Origin of the sequence: Lacticaseibacillus songhuajiangensis (genome assembly GCF_003946025.1) — a bacterium.
Lineage (GTDB): Bacteria > Bacillota > Bacilli > Lactobacillales > Lactobacillaceae > Lacticaseibacillus > Lacticaseibacillus songhuajiangensis.
On sequence record NZ_RHNR01000011.1, the window covers coordinates 17,250 to 35,181 of the forward strand.

A 17,932-nucleotide genomic window follows, 5' to 3' on the forward strand; every position below is an offset into this window, starting at 1 on the left:
CTCTCTGCAGGTAGCATGGTAACATTGCAAGCAGTACGTTTTTCAGCAGAAAGTGAGGACGAAGCATGAGTAAACAGTTCGGCCGGGTTGAGCCGGTGCCTGACGATGCACGCAAAATGGGGAGTTGGGACATGTTCGCCACCTGGATTGGGGCGAATGCCAACAACGGGACCTGGTATATCGGGGGTGTCATTGCCGCGACGGGGATGCTGGCGGCCTCGACGACCCTGATTATTTCTGGGGTCTGTTCCTACATTTTGCTCGCACTGGCCAGTTACATGGGTTACCGTACCGGATTGCCGGCGATGGCGCTGACGCGGCCGTCATTTGGGCTCAAGGGTTCCTTCATTCCTTCCATTATCAACATTGTGCAATTCATTGGCTGGGCGGCCGCTAATACCTTCATTGCCGCCATTTCCATCTCGGTTATTCTGAAGGACATTCTCGGGTGGCCGAGTTACGGCGCGCCTGGTGGCAACCGCGGTCTGATTGTCGGCATCCTCGTGATGTCCTTGCTGCACCTGGGCTCCATTTCACTCGGCGAGCGTTCCGTGCGGATGATTGAACGGGTTGGTATTGTGCTGGTCATGCTGTTTGTGATTTGGGAATCGGTGGTGGTTTTCCAGCACGTTTCGCTCAGCCAGATTCTGGCGTGGCGGCCGAGTGCTAAGTTTGCGATGACACCAGGGGCAGCCATCGACGTTCTGGCGGCATTCAACTTGGCGTGGGTGACAGCTGCGGCCGACTTTTCGCGCTTCACCGGCAAAAAGCGTGCGGCAACGACTTACTCTTTCCTGGGGGCAAACGTTGGGCTGTTCTGGTTCGCGTTCATCGGGCTGACGGCAACGATTGCCACGGCCATCGGCACGCATGCCTACGACCCCAACGATTCCGATCCTTCCACGATTGCTAGTAAGTTGGGGCTGGGCGTACTGGCGCTGCTGGTCATTGTCATCACTAGCACAACGGCCAACGCTGTCAACTTGATGGCAGCTGGTTCGGCGCTCACGAATATGTTTCACAAGTTAAAGTTGACACCGGCGCTGTGGATTGTGACGCTCGTGGCGACGGGGGTTTCATTCATTCCGTTGTTCTTTGCTACCTTCTTGACCGCCTTCACAGCCTTTCTAGATATGATTGGCATGTTCCTGGGACCCGAAATTGCGGTCTTCCTAGTTGATTTCTTCATCATCCGGCGGCGGCAGTACGACACGGCCGAGTTCACCAAGGTGGCGGGTGCTTACTGGTACCGAGGTGGCTTCAACTGGCGGGCCATCTGCGCGTGGGCACTCGGGATTACGGCGTACTTTGGGTTGCGCCACTTGCCACTGATTGCGTATACTGTTGGCGCTACTTTTGTCGCCATGGCCTTCTCCGCGTTGGTGTACTACTTGCTGGCAAAAGGCATGCAGACACAGAAAAATTAGTGCACCAGGGTCGCCTGCTCAGGGCGGCCTTTTTTACATTCACTTTTGTATACAAAAAGGCGGCGCAGAATTATTCTGCGCCGTCTTTGTCTGTTTGTATATCGAGAGCAAACCGCATCGCGGTACACTCTAATTACTTGTGGTAAACCACGTAGCTGCTGTCAATCCACTGGTTACCGCCGAGGTTGTACCAGGTGTGGCCGTTGTAGTTAACGGAAGCGAATACCTTCCAGGAAGAACCGTGCATGAGCTTCTTAGCCTTGCCCTTGCTGTCCTTAACGACTTTCTTGCTTGCCTTGTAGCTGCTCCAGATCTGGATGCCGTAGCCCTTAACGTAGTGAACGGTAACCTTACCAACCACTGGCGTAGGTGCCGTGTAAACAAGCTGTTCCAGGGCCTGGTTCAGGTTGTTGGTCTGTGCGTCCAACTGTGCCTGAGTGGACGCAGTGTTGTTGTTGACTGCCTGTGCGGTCATGTAAACTTTGTTGAACTTTGCGTAGGAGCTAGCGGTGTAGTCGCTCGCCTTAACTGCAGAAGCGGAGCTAACCAGGTAGGTCAGGCCGAAGTGGTTAGCCTTGGTGCTGCCCAGATCCATGAAGCCGCGGAGAACGGACTTTGCGAAGTTGAAGTCCACCGTGTCGCTAGCCTTGTTGGCCAGAGTTGTCTTTGCCAGGCCGATTGCCCGCTGCAGGCCTGTGTAAGTGGCGTCGGAGACGTCGCCAGACTTGATTGCCTGTGCTTCCTTCAGGGTCTTGCTAAGGTCCGCCTTAGGGGTAACAACTACGGAAGAAGCGGAAACGGTATTGATATTAGCGGCTGGCATCACGACGGTTGCACCGGTCATCAGTGCTGCGCTCAACATTGCGATTGTTACCATGCTCTTCTTCATAATAGATACCTCCAAATTATGTAGCGGGTCTTTCAATACCCTGCTGCTTTCTTGATGGTTCTATTATACGTCATGAACTCGTAATATGTCTGTAAAATTCAGCAACTTTTTCGTGATTCTGTGTTAAAAAACGTAATATATTGTGTCGGCTCTTTACTGCCAAAGCTGAAATCCAAAATAAATAACGAAGAAACTTTTCCAAATCAATTTTAGAAAACGGTTGCGAAACTTTAAATGTCATACTTTGGTCTTATTGTACCGCCGTAATTAATGTGAATGTTACGGAAATCGCAACAAAGCAGTTAATATCGGTACTAATGTTACAAACGACCCTGCTACAATGAAACTATCAAGAAGGGAGTATTCAAAATGCGGATTCTTGTGATGCCAGATTCTTTCAAGGGTAGCCTAAGTGCATCGGCCGTAGCTGATGCCATTGCCAGCGGGGTGCGTGCCGGCGCGCCAACGGCAGCTATCGAGTGCATACCGCTCGGTGACGGCGGTGAGAATACAATTGCCAGCTTAGCAGCGCCGCTTCAGTTGCAGCCTGTGCAGGTGCGTGTGCATGGTGCAGATGGCAGTATGCATGCAAGCACGTACTACCGCAGCGCAGACGGGCAGACTGTTTATCTGCAAGCTGCTGAGGTCGTCGGCTATGCAGATTACGTACGCCCAGGGCAATCCGGGTTGACGCTGTCGACTTACGGCATCGGTGAAATTTTGCAAAGCGCCCGACAGGCGGGGGCACAAAAGGCAGTGCTCGCGCTGGGCGGCAGTGCCACAACGGATGGTGGCATCGGCATGTTGCAGGCTCTGGGGTGGCAACTGCCGGGCCTAGCGGCGCAGCAACTAGCTAGCGGCGCGGATCTGGCAAGTATCAACGCGTTGGCAGCGCCTGCGGATTGGAACATGACAGTCACCGCCCTGGTTGACGTCGATAATCCGTTAACCGGGCCGCGCGGGGCGGCCGCAGTCTTTGGCCCGCAAAAGGGTTTATCTATAGAAGAAATTACGGTAGTGGATCAAGAGTTGCAGCGACTATACCCACACGCCGTGGCGGCCCAAGCCGGCAGTGGCGCAGCCGGCGGTCTGGGCGCTGCAGTTGCCGGACCGCTGGGTGGCAACTTACAGTCGGGGATTGATTACGTGCTGGACGTGCTCAAAGTGGACGCAAAACTCAAGGCGGCGGATCTGCTGATTACCGGTGAAGGGCACCTTGATGACCAGAGCACGCATGGTAAGGTGCTGGACGGCTTGCTGACGCGTCTGCGTGCGGTGCACGGCCATGCGAAAACGGTGGCTTTGTGCGGCGTCGTTAGTCACGCGGGCGCGCAGCAGCTGGGCCTGGATTTGGCGCTGGCGATTAGTCCCGGCAATCAGACGCTGGCCGAGCAATTGGCCGCGACTGCGGACAACTTGCAATACGTGGCGCTGGGCGTGGCGCGACTTGTGAACCACGAGTAACAAGCAAGCAAAAATGCTCCTGCAGTCGACAACCATCGACCTCAGGAGCATTTTTAGTGAATTGTGTTACTTCAAATCAAGCACGTCCTTAGAGACATCGATGTTCTTCTTGATGATGCCCTGCTGGTAGAACAAATCAGCGATGGCTTGTTCTTCGGCCACCTGGCTGCTACCCACGGCGTGCATGGCGAAACTGCGGCGGTTCACCTGGCGGGCAACGATGGCCTTGCTGAGCTTGAGTTCCTTGCTCATCATCGTGATCAGCGCGCTCTTGTGCGTGTTGGCCCAGGTCATGTCCTTTGCCAGGTACTTAATCAGTAGCTTAGTTGCGGACTTGTGGTTGCCGGCATACTTGCCGGAGAGCAGGTAGTCACGGTTGTTGACGTTGACGTCGCTCCCGTTCACAATCATCTTCCCGTTGTACTTGAGTTCAGCTTGGGAAGTGTACGGATCCCAGTTGGCCCACGCGTCAATTTTGCCCTTCGCAAAGGCGACGGCAGCGGCGGACTGACTCATGTCGACGAGCTTTACGTCACTGGTTGTCAGGCCGGCCTTCTTCAGCACCTTCAGCACCATGTACTGCGAGCTGGTGTTGCTCGTGTAGGCAATTTTCTTGCCCTTCAGGTCCTTAATGGACTTGATGCTGGAGTTTTTATTCACGACAATTCCGCTCCCCTTGGCCTTGGAGCTCCCAGTAGCGACGATGGTGACCTTGTTGCCACTAGCGATGGAGGTGATTGGCGGGGTGTCCCCGGTGCGGGCAAAGTCGATGGTACCAGAAGACATGGCTTCCATTTCGGCGGCCCCGTTCTGGAATTCCTTGAAGACAACGCGGTAGCCCTTCTTCTTCATTTCCTTAACGAGTTGGCCGCGCGCCTTGGAAACACTGATCGGGTCCCCAGCTTGGTAACCGATGGTGATGGTTTGCAGGCTGGCGGAACTGCTATCGCTCTTGGTCAGGGTGTAGCCCCAGATGGTGAAGCCAACGATGAACGCGGCAAAGAGGACGTAGAAAATTCGTCTGATTATTCGGCGCATCGCGTTTCCTCCTCAGTTTGTTCCAGCAGCTTGCTGAGTTTTGGCCGCAAAATTTTGCCGGTCGGGTTCAGCGGGAAACTTTTCAAAAAGTAAATCTGGCTTGGTCGTTCGAAGTTCGCGAGCTTGGCCGCGGTGAGCGTGCGAATCTGCTCTGCGTGCTGTGCCTGAATGCGGGCGTCGTCACTTTCGTCGATGACGGCAGCGGCGACCGCTTCCCCATAGATTTCATCACTAACAGGCACGACGGCGACGTTCTTTACGAAGTCGAGCTCTTCAATGACACCCTCCACGCGAGTTGGGCTGACTTTTTCGCCACCCCGGTTGATGATGTCCTTGGAGCGGCCTTTGAGCCACAAGTAGCCATCTTCATCGAAGTAGCCCAGGTCACCCGTCAGCAGCCAGCCGTCTTTGAAGTCGTCTGGACGCGGGTCGAGGTAGTCGGTAATGACGTGGTTGCCGCGAATCGCAATTTCGCCGCTAAAGCCGGGCGTCTGCACGAAGTCGTCGCCGCTGACGATGGCGACGTCCGTGTTGTAAGGCTTACCGGCTGAGCCCATCTTGATGGCGTCCAGCGGGTTAAGCGTGCACTGACTGCAGGCTTCGGTCATGCCATAGCCTTCGAGGATGGGGGTGTTAAAGCGGCGCACGAACTCCTGGTGGTGGCCCAGCGTTAGCATGCTAGAGGCGCAGCGTACGAAGCGCAATTTGTGGTTTGGACGGTAGGCAGCGTTGGCCGCTTCATTCTTAAGCAAAATGGTGACGATGGTCGGCACCACCGATGACCAGGTGACGTCATTATCCAGTACTTGCGGCCAGAAGCGGCTGGCGGAGAACTTCGGCGCGATGACCATTTTGCCGCCCGCCAGGAAGCTGGAGAGCACCAGCACGAGTTGGGCGTTGATGTGGAACATCGGCATCACAATGAGCACAGTGTCGGCCGGGGTCAGTTTGTGGCTGGCCATGTCGTTGTGGGCGGTGTTGATCATCATCTGGTGGGTGAGGCCGACGCGTTTGGGCTTGCCGGTGGTCCCAGATGTGTTCAAAATCATGCCCAGCGTGTCTTCTGTTGGGTCGTCAGTGCTGGCCGGCTGCGTGTGGTGCTTGTTGCGCAGCAGTACCAGTCCAGGGAACATGAGCAGGTCATCGAGTGGCTTCTGCTCTAAGTAGTCGATGTCCGCAAAAGCAGCCGCACGCGGTGCGTCCAGCAGCATGGCTGGGTAGTCAAACTCCTTGAAGTCGGCAACCAGACCGTCGAGACCAGTTGATGGTGCGATGGGGTGGACGGTTGCGCCCATGTACCAGAGTGCTTGGTTAATGGGCAAGTAAACCGCCGCATTTTGCAAGGACATGAAGACCACGTCGTCCTTACCAATGTTGGCACGCCGTAATTCGCGGGTGAGGACGTGGACATCATGCATAATCTCGCTGCCGGTAAACCAGCGGCCGCGGGCTTCGTCCTTTACGACGCGGGCGTTTTCGGCGTTGTGGAGTTGCTGTTTTAATTCGGAAGTGAGTTTTGTCATTGCACTGTTACCTCTTTTTTCTGTTTGAATTTAGCCAAAATACGGCGGGTGACCATCTGCGGCCGGCCAATCAGAACGCCAAACGGTGGCACCTTGTAGAAGATGTAGGACATGATCCAGGTGAAACCGAGCGCGAACAGGTAGGCTAGCGGCGTGAGTAGCAGCATTGCCCAGCTGGTGGTGTGGACGTAGCTCAGCAGTTTGGTCAGCAGGGTTAGCGCGACGGTTTGGCCCAGATAAATCCCGAAGGAAATCTTGGAAGAAATTCCGACGAACTTGGCAAACGGTTGCCACCCCGGCCGTGTGCGCCGCTTGGCGTACTCCAGACTGAGCAGGAAAACCGTGGCGACCATGAAGCTAGCGTAAATCATCAGGTAAGGCTGATGAATCAGCTCCGCGTAGTGGCGGGTCAGGCCGAGTACCTTGGTGTTGAAGTAGTAAAGACCAAAAGTACCAGCAGCCAGGACGGCAGTGATGCCGTAAAGAGCCTTGGCGTGGGCCTGCAAGAAGTCCTTGCAGGTTTGGTAGTTAATGGAAACAAACGCGCCGGCGAGGAAGTAGAACTGGTAGGCGCCAATGAAGTTCTTGTAGTGAGAGAGCAAGTATGGCCAGCCGGCCGTGCTGATGTAGGGGTATTTGTACTTGGTCCAGAAGGTGAAGACCAGCTGCACTGCTGCGCTGATGCCCATGAGAATCAGCTGGTTGCGAGTGCTGCCAAGTTTTTTGAACATCATCACTAGCAGCGGAAAGATGAGGTACAGCTGGAACATCACCAGCAGATAGTACATGTAGAACCCATCGGCGTGGAGAATGTGTCCCCAGAAGTCTTGCCCCCACTTGCTGAAGGTTAGCGAACTGGTGAGTACCAGTGCGAGCGCGGTATAAATGGCGTTCCAGAGGACATAGGGGATGCCTGAGCCCTTGTAGCGTTTGAGCCAAAAACCTGGCCAACTGACATTGTCCTTGTGGTAGTACTGCAGAAACAGCACGAGCCCGGAGATGAACATGAAGCCCATCCGCGTGAAGTGCAGAATCAGATGGCTTGCCAGTAAGATGACGTAGGACGTTGATGAGCTGGACACGTAGGCGGTAACTACAGAGGTTGCGTGGTTGGCGAGTACCCCGAAGATGAAAATGACGCGCATGAGGTCGACCTCATACAAGTAGACTTTCTTTTTGCGTTTAACTGGTTTTGCCACTGAAATTCCCCCAAATATTGTTATGTAAATTGAAGTGTACTGTTTGCAAATTTGGTGATTGCGCACCCCGATTAAGAGCGGGTCACGGCTTGCTGACGATGAATAGCTTAGTTTGAAAATGTGTCTTTTTTGTGGCGCTCCTGCGAAAAAAGACGGGAATGTTGCGTTTAGTTAAGTAGCAATCCCATTCCGCCGCGGCCGTGCCAAATTGTGGTGGCAGCTTGCACGTCAAAAGGCAGAATCCGCATAGTTGTTCGGCAAGTTTTGCCTTTTACGTGGCACCGGACGTTGGCTAACGGTGCAGGACACTTTGTCTGAAATGCCGCTGGGGGGAAACCGCTGCGCAGCTAGCTTATTCATCGCGTCATTAGTTATAATAGAGATACACAGAAACCGTTTACGACGGATTCGATTCAAAACAAGGAGGAGATAGACATGCGAATAGTGAAAACCTACTGGCGCCTTTGGGTGGTGCTGGCGGTTGCAGCAGTTGCATTGGTGCTGGGCTTCGGGCTCGGCCAGCAACATGCCGCGCGCGTGCTCATCAGCACGGTAAGTCTATTACTAGCAGCGTTAATGTTCTGGGATATGGTGCAGACATTGCGCTCGGGGAAGTTTGGGGTTGATCTCCTCGCAATTACCGCTGTACTCGCCACCGTTTTGGTTGGCGAGTACTGGGCGGCACTGATTGTGCTCCTAATGCTGACCGGGGGTGACGCGCTGGAAGACTACGCGGCGCACCGCGCCAACAGTGAGTTGCGCTCACTGCTAGCGGCCAGCCCGACCAAGGCGCACCGCATGGACGGCAGCAATTTGACCGACGTCGCGGTTAGCGACGTGGTCGTGGGTGACACACTGCTGGTGCGGCCCGGCGAAGTGGTGCCGGTTGACGCTAAAGTTGCGGATGGTATTAGCATGGTGGATGAATCCAGCTTGACGGGTGAATCCCGGCCGGTGGAAAAGAAGCCTGGTGAGGCCGTGATGTCTGGAACGGTGAATGGGGACGCGGCACTGACCATCGTTGCCACGGCGACGAGTGCCAACAGTCAGTACCAGAGCATTGTGGCATTGGTTAAGGAGTCCATTGCCCAACCGGCGCCTTTTGTCCGCATGGCGGACCGCTACGCTGTGCCGTTCACCTTGGTGGCGTACATCATCGCGGGGGCGGCCTGGTTCTTCTCGGGTGACCCGGTGCGCTTGGCGGAAGTGCTGGTTGTCGCTTCGCCGTGTCCATTGATTTTGGCGGCGCCAATTGCCCTAGTGTCGGGGATGAGCCGGACCAGTCGCAACGGGATTGTGGTCAAGTCTGGGGCAGCGATTGAAAAGCTCGCCGCAGCTAAGACTGCGGCCTTCGACAAAACGGGGACCATCACCCGCGGGGTGCTGCGGGTAACCGAAGTGCACGCCAAAGAACCATTCACGGATGACCAATTGCTGACACTCGCCGCCAGCGCGGAGCACCAGTCGACGCATATTTTGGCCCGGTCACTGGTTGAAGCAGCACCTAAGAATCTGCCGCTGGCAAAAGACGTTCGGGAAGTCACTGGTAGTGGCGTCAGTGCCATTGTGAACGACCAAGAAGTCCACGTGGGGAAAGCTGCGTATGCTGGAATTACGCCGCAAACGGACGCGACGGCCGTCTATATTAGCGTTGCCGGTCAGTACGCTGGTTACGTGGCCTTCGCTGATGAAACGCGGCCAGAAGCCAAGGAAACGATGGACCGCTTGCACCAGTTGGGCGTGCGGGATCTCATCATGATTTCTGGCGACCGCAAGCCGATTGCCCAGCAGGTTGCGGCCGAAGTGGGTATCGACGAAGTTTATGCCGAACAGTTGCCGGTGGACAAAATTAACATCATTAAAAACCGCAAACCGGCCGAACGTCCTGTCATCATGGTTGGGGATGGTGTGAACGACGCGCCATCGCTGACCGCAGCTGATGCGGGGATTGCCATGGGGGCGCATGGCGCCACCGCGGCAAGTGAATCCGCCGACGTTGTGATTTTGCGCGATGATTTGGGCCACGTGGCAGATGCGGTCAAAATTTCCCGCGACACGATGCGTATTGCGCGCGAAGCCGTGCTGATTGGGATTGGCATCTGTACTGTACTGATGCTGATTGCTGCGTTTGGGGTCATTCCGGCAATCATTGGGGCAATGTTCCAAGAGGTCGTCGACACCGTTACTATTCTGTATGCATTGCGTGCGCGTAACGGCTAATAGGGCCGGTGCCGGTAGCGCGCTGGTTCGGCCACGCGGTGGCAAACTGCGTGGCGGGGACCGTTTCAGCCTCCTTACGGAGTCTTCCACTGGGTGATTTGCCGCAAAACCGCCGTCAAATCTCCGCTCCCGAAAATCTCATGTGAAGCCACGGCTTGCGCCGTGTCTCCATATGAGATTTTTTTCGCCACTCCGTTTACCACCCCTTGCCGAACCAGCGCGCGACCTACATGAGTGTTCGCGTAGCCTCAGCAGTGACCGGTTTGACCCACCAATCACTACATGCTTTCTAGTTGAATTCAGTAGTGAGATTGCTTGATTTCGATGGAAATCTAGGGAGCCGACTTGGGTGAGTTTTTGCTAAAATTAGTGTCGCTGATTTTACCGAACCGACCTGCCAATCAAATACGTGTTGTTCGGTTTGACTTTCGGAAACAGGCCTGAACGGTCCCCGCCATTCAGCCTCCTGCGGCGGAGCCAAACCCGCTCGCGGCGTGAGTACGCGATACTTGCTACACAGCCAAAGAACAAGGACTAATGAGGCATAATTTTGCTTAAGTGTGAGTTAAATCACAACGTAGTGGGGCGAAATATGGTATTATCAGCACATAGGAAAACTATGGACTGAGGTAGAATTCGTGCAGAAGAAGAAAACAGAAAGTAACTTTAAGTTTATTATCGAACTGGTCGTCCTGTTCGCCGTGGTCTTCGCCGCGACGACCGCCCTTATGACCTTCGTTATCAGTAAGGACCGGGTTTCCGGGCCTTCGATGCAGCCGGGTCTGCAAAATAACGACCGCCTCTTCTCACTGCGCATGAAAACACCTAAGCGCGGCGACATTGTGGTGCTGTACGCACCGGACGCCGTTAGTGAATCTTACTTGACGAAAAATAACGCCACTGCTAAAGATGTCACGACCAAGAACGGAAACCTATACCTCAAGGGTAAATTGGTGCCGCTTAAGGATCACGAGCTCTACATCAAGCGGGTGATTGGGGTGGCTGGTGATACTGTGTCCGCTAAAAACAACCAGGTTTACTTGAACGGCAAGAAGCTCAAGGAATCTTACCTGAAGCCTGCTTTTGAAAAGAAGGAAATGAAGGAGTACGCCACCGCGTACGGATTGAATTACAAGGACATGAAGTTCACTAGTGACTTTAACCTCGCCACGCAGAAGAGCACGATGCGCAAAACTGTGCCGAAGAACTCCTACTTCGTGATGGGGGACAACCGTTTCGTCTCCCACGATGGCCGGGCCTTCGGGTTCATCGGGCGTAAGAACATCCAGTCAGTCGTCGTTTGGCGCTACTGGCCACTGAACAAGATGAAGATTTTCTAGCAACCAAAATGCATGGGTTAAGCACCGGACGTCAACGCCAAATCGCGTTGCGGCCGGTGCTTTTTTAATTTTTAGGGCTGATTTGCATTTATCGTTGCTTATTTATACATTAATAATATATTATAAATACAGGAGCTAGTTTTAGCTAAAAAGTTAATCTGAGCTGGGTGGCTTGGATGAGGGGAGGACTTCGTGCGTTTTTTTGCTCAGGAGCAGTATTCACCGCAACGGACGTTTGTCGGTTATGAGTTATTTCTTAAGGAACAGGTTGCCGGTTCGTGGCGAGTGCCGCGTAGTTTCGTGAATTTGGATTTATCAGAACTTTGTCGATTAATCCGGGCGAGTCTGATTTCGATTCGGCCTGACACCCAGCTGTTGTCAGTGAACCTCGATCAACAGCAGTTTATTTTGCCGGTGTTGCCAGCGGCGTTAGGCGCGCTGGCTCGCGAACATCCCCAACTGGCCCTCGTCGTTGAATTAACCGAGTACGAGCAAGGGGTCGACCGGCAGGCGATTCGGCACGCGGCTGCGCAGTTTTTGGCCAATGGTGTCCAAGTTTGCCTAGACGATGTCGGTTGCGGTGCGAATAACTTGGACATGGTGAACCTGCTCGACCCGTACACGATGGAGTACAAGTTTGCTCTGCAAAACATGACTGACTACAACGAGCGTACCGTGCGGGCGCTGCCGGAGCTTCGCCAATGGGCGCAGCGGGCGCATAGTCGTTATAAACGGCTGACCGTTGAGGGCGTTGAATGCGAGGAAGTCTTGCAGAAGGTGTTGCCCTACAAGCCGGATTTAATCCAAGGTTATTATTTTGCAAAGCCCCACCTACTAGCTGTTAACGAGTAGGTTATAAAGCTAACACATTGCGTATAAATGTCCGCATAAAGCGTGCACATTCACAGAGACCCGTTTATAATCGTTATTAAAGTTTTAATAACGATTTTTTTGTGCGCTAATATCGCAAATTCCAAACTTGGGGGGACGAGTTTGCCGTGAATATGAATCATATGACCGCTGCTGCCAGTAGTGCTCCCTTAGATTGGCGCTTGTGGTTGGCCCAAATTCTCATTACTATCTTGTTTGCCGCGGGATTTAGTAACTACTACGAACGTGCATGGCACCTCGCTGTTCACGACCAGTTGCGCTGGCGGCAATATTTTTTGCGCGCGCTGCTCGCACTTGCCTGTTGCGCTATTGGCATTGAGTTGCACATGATTGGGTGGCGCGTCTTCACCAACGCGACGGGACTCATGTTCCACAACTTGGGACTGTTTGTGCTCACCATCACCTTAGTAGATAAACGCAATTCTTTGTTTGAGTTTGCAGTGAAGGTGGCGGCCACTTTATCCATTTGGTGGATGCACCATGAGGACTATTACAGCCGGCCGCAGTTCAGCATTTCGCTCCTGCTGCTCACCGTTGCGGTTGTGGCCCTGTGGCTATTCCGTGACCAAATTCGAAATCGCGCGCTTCGCCAAATTGGCATGTACAGTTATATCGGACTGGCATTTTGGCTGTTCTTGCCGCCGCGGTCGGCAGGCTTAATCATTACGCCAATGATTCAGCTGCAGGGGTTCTCGATGTACTTTGCGGCAACACTGCTTGTGGCGCTCGTGATGCAGTATGACCATGGCCAACTGCTTGTGAACGAAGAAAATGCGCAGGCGGCGCATTTTGATACGCTGACGAACGCCCGTAGCTACACGACTTACCGCGAGGACATCACGAAGATGTTTCAGGCGGCGGAGACAAACGGTACGCCACTGGCGCTCGCAGTAATTGATATTGACCATTTCAAGCAAATTAATGATCATTACGGGCACTTAGTTGGTGATTCACTGCTAGGTGCCGTAGCGAAGTTGATGCAAAAGACGGTGCGCGCTTATCCTGGTGAGAATGAGCTTTACCGCACAGGTGGCGAGGAATTTGTCATTGCTTTTCCAGGACTGACGGCACTGGAGGCTGAGCCCATTTTGCATGATTGCTGGGCCGATGTACGCGGTGGTACCTTCCGTGCTGAAGGGTTTGACATCACCGTGACCGTCTCCATCGGGGTCGACCAGTACCAACTGGGGGATGAATCCAGTGATGATATTTACACCCGCAGTGACGCCTCGCTGTATCAGAGCAAACGTGACGGTCGCGATACCATCACGATTATGGGCCAAACGGAAGATGTGCGCGTTAACCAGCCCCTTTACGCAACACGGACGTTGTTCTCACAGCACCTGATGAACATGCAGGAACAGCCGCCCGTTTCGACCCATGAAGAGGTGCAGGTGGCCCGGTACGAATATGATCACGACCGCTGGAACTTCCCGCGCGCTTTTGTTTTGCCGGTGCAAGTGCAACTCAATTATGTGCACGACCTCTTGCAGGCCCACAAAACGACCCGCATCATGCTGCAACTGACACTTGAACAATTCCGGAGCCCAGACACCCTGCAGGCACTCGTGTCCTTCAAGGCGATGGAACCGCAACTGGCGGTGCTCGTTGTGGAGCTGGCAGAACTGCCGAGTCTAACCGAACTGGCTGATTTAGGACCACGCTATCGGCAGTTCGATATTCGCATTGCGCTCGTTGAAATTGATCCGCGCCGGAATGTACACGAGCTGGCCAGTACTTTTCCATACATTGATGCGCTTAAGTACCGCATTGCCGACATTCGCCACGCCTTTACTGATGAAGAGGCGCAGGCGCAAACCGCGGCCTGGTACACCGCAATCGGTGATTATGACATCAACCTCGTGATTTGCGGCGTTGAGAACAGCGTTGACGCTCAGTACGCCCGTGAGGTTATTAAAGCCAAGTATCAGCAGGGTTACTACTATGACCGGCCGAACTTACCACGATTAGCATAAAACACCATCTGGCCGCGTCCTGAATGCAAGGACGCGGTTTTTGTGTGGACAGTGAGTGGCCAGCTGTCACTTACATCTGGCAAGTTGGTGCGCTACGCTATTGCTAGTGAACAAGGAGGTCGCAATTGTGAATGAACTGGCGAATTCGAGTTTTATTTTGCCTGACGACGCGCAGATGACGGGGCAGCAGCGCCAGCTTGAAGACGAACTGTTTGCCTTTATTGACGCACACCAGGACGATGCAGAATGTGCTGTATTCTTGCTGCGCGGGGATGCGGGCTCGGGCAAAAGTGCCGTACTCGCGCAGGTGTTCACCCACTTGCAGGCACGCGGCCGCGGCGATAACCACCTGCTGGTGAACCACAACGAAATGTTGAAGGTCTATAAAGAGGTGGCGGCGGACAGTCCGGCGCTACGCAAGAAGGATTTCGAGAAACCCACGCCCTTCATCAACCGGATGCAAAAGGCGGGTACCCGCGCGGATGTGGTGTTCGTGGATGAGGCGCACCTACTGCTCAGCCGCAGCGACCCCTATAATCGCTACCGCGGCAGCAATCAAATCCAGGATTTGCTGCAACTCACGCACGTGTTGGTGCTGGTCGTGGATTTCAATCAGGTGGTGAAGCTCAAGAGTCACTGGAACGAGACGCGCTTGCGGGCCACTCTGGCCGGTCACCCCGTGCAGGAGTTCCGCTTAACGCAGCAGCTGCGCATGCAAAATGCGGCGGTGAGCGCGTGGATCAATGACTTGATTGCCGGTAAGTTGCGGCCATTACCACAGCCGCAAGATTACGAACTACGGCTGTTCAATGATGGCCAGCCTTTGTATGACTGGGTGCAAGTACGCGACCGGCAGTATGGGCTCGCGCGACTCATTGCGACCAGCGACTTTCCATTTCGGGTGTTTGATGATAAGCAGTGGTTTGTCGATGCGGGGAGTCTGCATTTGCCTTGGGACAAAATTAACTTTACGGACCGACCATGGGCGGGGCGCCCCGAAACCTTGCACGAGGTGGGTTCCATTTACACGATTCAGGGCTTTGATCTCAATTACGCTGGGGTGATTCTTGGTCCGAGCATCGATTATGACCCGCAGGCAGACCGTGTGGTGACCGTACCAGCACGTTTTGAGGACCAGGAGGCGATGCGCAAACGGGGAGACTTAGCCAATCCTGATGCTGCTGTGCGGGCGCTGATTATGCATACCGTTAATATTTTGCTAAAGCGCGGCCGTATGGGACTGGGAATTTACGCCGTGAATCCGCGACTAAGGCAGCGGCTGGCGGAACTGAATCGTTAATGTGATGACACCTGCGTGGCCTGGCTGCGCGGGTGTTTTTTTGCACTTTTGAGCAGCCTAGTCGCGCTACCTGGGGCTGGTCCTCAACATGTAAGGTGACCCGGAGATAAATCCTAAAATCGGGATTTACCTCCGAGCCACCTTACATGACCGGACCAAACCGCCCCAGTCCGCAGCCTTTTTCAGTCGCGCTCAAAAGAGCAGAATGCTAACATACAAGCCAGCTCTGGCCAAAATCTTAAGCCCGAGATTTTAGCCAGAGCTACCTTGTATATCGCATTCTGGGCGCCCTTTTGAGCAGCCTTTTTCTGAACTTGACCCGCGTCAAGGTGACTTTGACCGAATCCCCTTATTCTAGAACCATCAGATGCGAGGGGGTCACCATTATGGCGATTAATCAACCAATGTTAAAAATGAATATGTGGTTCGCAAAGAATCCAGGTAAGGTTTCCGGTACGGTCGGCGGACTGATTGTGATCAGCTGGCTACTATCATTGCTGCACGCGGGGATGCCTGCCGAGGCTATTATGTACGCCGGCGGAATTGTCGGCACAGTGCAGGTTGCACTGCGCGCATGGTCGGCGCTGAAGGCCAAAACCATCAGTATTGAACTGCTGGTGACCATCGCCTGCTTGGGCGCCATGGGTATCGGTGAACCAGATGAAGCGGCCATTGTGACCTTCCTCTTCCTCTTTGGGAACGTTCTGGAAGCGCGGACACTGGCCAAGACCCGTTCGGCCGTTAAGGACCTGACCGACATGGCCCCTGAACAGGCCGATGTGGTGCAAGCTGATGGCAGTACCGTTGCCACCGACATCGACGACATCGACGAGGGTGACCACGTGCTGGTGCGCCCTGGTGGTCAGGTCCCCGTTGACGGAATTGTCACCAGCGGTACCGGGCGGACGCTTGAAGCCGTCATCACCGGTGAAGCAAAGCCTGTGACCAAGGAGGCCGGTGATAAGGTATTTGCTGGCACGATGCTGGATTCTGGCACACTAACCGTGGAAACGACTGCGGCCGGCGAGGATAGTACTTTTGGCCAGATTGTGGAGCTAGTTGAAGAGGCGCAGGATGCTCAGGCACCCGTTGCCCGCTTCATCGACAAGTTTGCCACTTACTACACACCTGCAGTGCTCATTATTGCCATTATTGTGGGACTCGTCAGCCGCGACATTAGCCTGGCCATCACGATGCTGGTTCTGGGTTGCCCAGGGGCACTGGTTATCGGGGCACCAGTTGCCAACGTCGCCGGGATTGGCCGCGCGGCCGGCACCGGGATTCTATTCAAGGGTGGCGCGACGGTTGCCAGCCTAGCAGCTGCGGACACCCTGATGCTGGACAAGACCGGCACGATTACCACCGGCAAAATGCTGGTGCACACGCACAAGAATTTTGCCGCGGACGAGAATGCGGCGCTCGGAATGCTCAGTGCGATTGAACGTGGATCCAACCACCCACTGGCCAATGCCATCGTGGCTTACGCGACGCAAAAGGGTGTTAGTGAACCGGCTGCCCCAGACATGAGCACAATCAAGGGCCTTGGTCTGGCGAGCGCAGATGGCAAGTACTTGGTCGGCAACGACCGCCTACTCGCTAAGTACGGTGTGACCATCAGTGCGGATGTTCAAGCTGCCATTGACGACGCACAAAATGCGGGTGATTCCGTGGTCATTCTGGCCATTGATCAGCAGGTCGCGCTGGTAGTTGGTGTGAACGACGTGGTACGGCCGGGCGCAGCTGTTGGGCTAGCCGCGATGAAGAAGAACGGTATCAAGAAGATTGTGATGCTGACGGGTGACAACCGCGCCGCTGCGGAGCGGATTGCCAGTGAACTGCCTATCGATGAAGTGCGGGCGGAATTACTGCCTCAAGAAAAGCTCGACATCGTGAATGCGGCGCAAAAGGCGGGCAGTAAGGTGGCCTTTGTCGGCGATGGCATCAACGATGCGCCGGCACTAGCGACAGCGGACGTTGGTATCGGCATGGGCGGCGGTACAGCCGTTGCGCTCGATACCGCGGATGTAGTGCTCGTGAAGGCGGATTTTGCCACGCTGAGTCGTGCTGTGGGGCTCGCTAAGGGGACAACGCGCGTCACCACCCAGAACATTGTGATTGCGGTCGGGACAGTGGTCTTACTTCTCCTCGGCCTGCTGGTGGGTATTGTGCACATGGGTAGCGGGATGTTTGTTCACGAAGCCTCAATCTTGTTGGTCATTGCCAACGCACTGCGGCTGCTCAATAAAAAATAGTGACTTGACGCAGGTCAATTACGAACTGTGCTGACGCCGTTAGTATAGAAGCATAGAGAAAAGGAACTGGAGGAATTCATTATGAAACTCGCAATTATGAAACTCGACGGTATGACCTGCCCATCTTGCATGCAGAAGATTGAACACGCGGTCGGCGGCCAAAATGGTGTGCAGGACGTGAAGGTACTGTTCAACGCGGCCAAGCTCAAGGCCCACTTTGATCCTGAAGCAACCGACGCCGACAAGCTTGCCAGTGTGGTTCAGGAACTCGGGTACACAGTGGAGAGCATTAAGGTGAAGGACTAGCCTAGGCTGCGGAGCGGGGCGGTTTGAGCCCGACAGCTAAGGCGGTGGTGGAATAAATCCCGATTTTAGGATTTATTCCGCCACTGTCTTAGATGCGAGGGCTCTGC

Annotated in this window: 13 protein-coding genes; 9 read left to right on the forward strand and 4 right to left on the reverse strand. The window is 54.5% G+C overall.

Features of this window, described 5'->3' with window-relative positions; all coding sequences use genetic code 11:
- The first annotated feature begins 65 nt into the window (after positions 1–65).
- Positions 66–1,427 (forward strand): cytosine permease, encoded by a 1,362-nt coding sequence (locus tag EKM97_RS04425; RefSeq protein WP_125571076.1) that lies wholly within the window; start codon positions 66–68, stop codon positions 1,425–1,427.
- A gap of 133 nt (positions 1,428–1,560) precedes the next feature.
- Here the strand turns inward: EKM97_RS04425 and EKM97_RS12020 are convergent, their stop codons facing one another.
- Positions 1,561–2,316 carry a hypothetical protein gene (locus EKM97_RS12020; RefSeq protein ID WP_191985983.1) on the reverse strand — a complete coding sequence of 252 codons (756 nt, stop codon included), beginning with the start codon at positions 2,314–2,316 and terminating at the stop codon, positions 1,561–1,563.
- Between the two features lie 369 nt (positions 2,317–2,685).
- Here EKM97_RS12020 and EKM97_RS04435 point away from each other — a divergent pair, with 369 nt between their 5' ends.
- Positions 2,686–3,780, forward strand: coding sequence for a glycerate kinase family protein (locus EKM97_RS04435; RefSeq protein ID WP_125571077.1), 1,095 nt, complete (start codon positions 2,686–2,688; stop codon positions 3,778–3,780).
- 66 nt (positions 3,781–3,846) lie between these two features.
- Here EKM97_RS04435 and EKM97_RS04440 read toward each other — a convergent pair whose 3' ends face one another.
- The 3 genes from EKM97_RS04440 to EKM97_RS04450 are packed head-to-tail and all read right to left on the reverse strand — an operon-like array spanning position 3,847 to position 7,540.
- Positions 3,847–4,818, reverse strand: a complete 972-nt coding sequence (locus EKM97_RS04440) for an aliphatic sulfonate ABC transporter substrate-binding protein (RefSeq protein WP_125571078.1) — start codon at positions 4,816–4,818, stop codon at positions 3,847–3,849.
- On the reverse strand, positions 4,806–6,341 hold the full coding sequence (locus EKM97_RS04445; protein ID WP_125571079.1) for an AMP-binding protein: 1,536 nt from the start codon (positions 6,339–6,341) through the stop codon (positions 4,806–4,808). Before EKM97_RS04445 ends, EKM97_RS04440 begins: the two co-directional genes overlap by 13 nt.
- The gene (locus EKM97_RS04450) at positions 6,338–7,540 is read right to left on the reverse strand and encodes an acyltransferase (RefSeq protein ID WP_225419206.1); all 1,203 of its coding nucleotides are present in this window, start codon (positions 7,538–7,540) and stop codon (positions 6,338–6,340) included. Before EKM97_RS04450 ends, EKM97_RS04445 begins: the two co-directional genes overlap by 4 nt.
- A gap of 444 nt (positions 7,541–7,984) precedes the next feature.
- On the opposite strand from EKM97_RS04450, the gene EKM97_RS04455 reads away from it, so the two are divergent.
- The 7 genes from EKM97_RS04455 (at position 7,985) to EKM97_RS04485 (ending at position 17,825) form a co-directional block, all read left to right on the forward strand.
- Entirely contained in the window at positions 7,985–9,760 is a 1,776-nt protein-coding gene (locus EKM97_RS04455; protein ID WP_191985984.1) for a heavy metal translocating P-type ATPase, read from the forward strand.
- A gap of 638 nt (positions 9,761–10,398) precedes the next feature.
- On the forward strand, positions 10,399–11,100 hold the full coding sequence (gene lepB / locus EKM97_RS04460; RefSeq protein WP_225419207.1) for a signal peptidase I: 702 nt from the start codon (positions 10,399–10,401) through the stop codon (positions 11,098–11,100).
- Between the two features lie 192 nt (positions 11,101–11,292).
- Positions 11,293–11,952: an EAL domain-containing protein gene (locus tag EKM97_RS04465; RefSeq protein ID WP_125571081.1), complete on the forward strand. Its 660-nt coding sequence runs from the start codon at positions 11,293–11,295 to the stop codon at positions 11,950–11,952.
- Between the two features lie 152 nt (positions 11,953–12,104).
- Entirely contained in the window at positions 12,105–13,967 is a 1,863-nt protein-coding gene (locus EKM97_RS04470) for a diguanylate cyclase (RefSeq protein ID WP_225419210.1), read from the forward strand.
- A 175-nt stretch (positions 13,968–14,142) separates the two neighbouring features.
- A complete protein-coding gene (locus tag EKM97_RS04475; protein ID WP_404820202.1) occupies positions 14,143–15,267 on the forward strand; it encodes a DUF2075 domain-containing protein in 1,125 nt (374 codons plus the stop codon).
- A gap of 386 nt (positions 15,268–15,653) precedes the next feature.
- The gene (locus EKM97_RS04480; protein ID WP_225419208.1) at positions 15,654–17,519 is read left to right on the forward strand and encodes a heavy metal translocating P-type ATPase; all 1,866 of its coding nucleotides are present in this window, start codon (positions 15,654–15,656) and stop codon (positions 17,517–17,519) included.
- A gap of 81 nt (positions 17,520–17,600) precedes the next feature.
- Positions 17,601–17,825: a heavy-metal-associated domain-containing protein gene (locus EKM97_RS04485; protein ID WP_125571084.1), complete on the forward strand. Its 225-nt coding sequence runs from the start codon at positions 17,601–17,603 to the stop codon at positions 17,823–17,825.
- Positions 17,826–17,932 lie beyond the last annotated feature (107 nt).

Excerpts from the sequence above, each read along its gene's own strand:
- EKM97_RS04425 (WP_125571076.1), top strand. The coding sequence starts at position 66 with ATGAGTAAACAGTTCGGCCGGGTTGAGCCGGTGCCTGACGATGCACGC.
- EKM97_RS12020 (WP_191985983.1), bottom strand. The coding sequence starts at position 2,316 with ATGAAGAAGAGCATGGTAACAATCGCAATGTTGAGCGCAGCACTGATG.
- EKM97_RS04435 (WP_125571077.1), top strand. The coding sequence starts at position 2,686 with ATGCGGATTCTTGTGATGCCAGATTCTTTCAAGGGTAGCCTAAGTGCA.
- EKM97_RS04440 (WP_125571078.1), bottom strand. The coding sequence starts at position 4,818 with ATGCGCCGAATAATCAGACGAATTTTCTACGTCCTCTTTGCCGCGTTC.
- EKM97_RS04445 (WP_125571079.1), bottom strand. The coding sequence starts at position 6,341 with ATGACAAAACTCACTTCCGAATTAAAACAGCAACTCCACAACGCCGAA.
- EKM97_RS04470 (WP_225419210.1), top strand. The coding sequence starts at position 12,105 with ATGAATCATATGACCGCTGCTGCCAGTAGTGCTCCCTTAGATTGGCGC.
- EKM97_RS04475 (WP_404820202.1), top strand. The coding sequence starts at position 14,143 with ATGACGGGGCAGCAGCGCCAGCTTGAAGACGAACTGTTTGCCTTTATT.
- EKM97_RS04480 (WP_225419208.1), top strand. The coding sequence starts at position 15,654 with ATGGCGATTAATCAACCAATGTTAAAAATGAATATGTGGTTCGCAAAG.
- EKM97_RS04485 (WP_125571084.1), top strand. The coding sequence starts at position 17,601 with ATGAAACTCGCAATTATGAAACTCGACGGTATGACCTGCCCATCTTGC.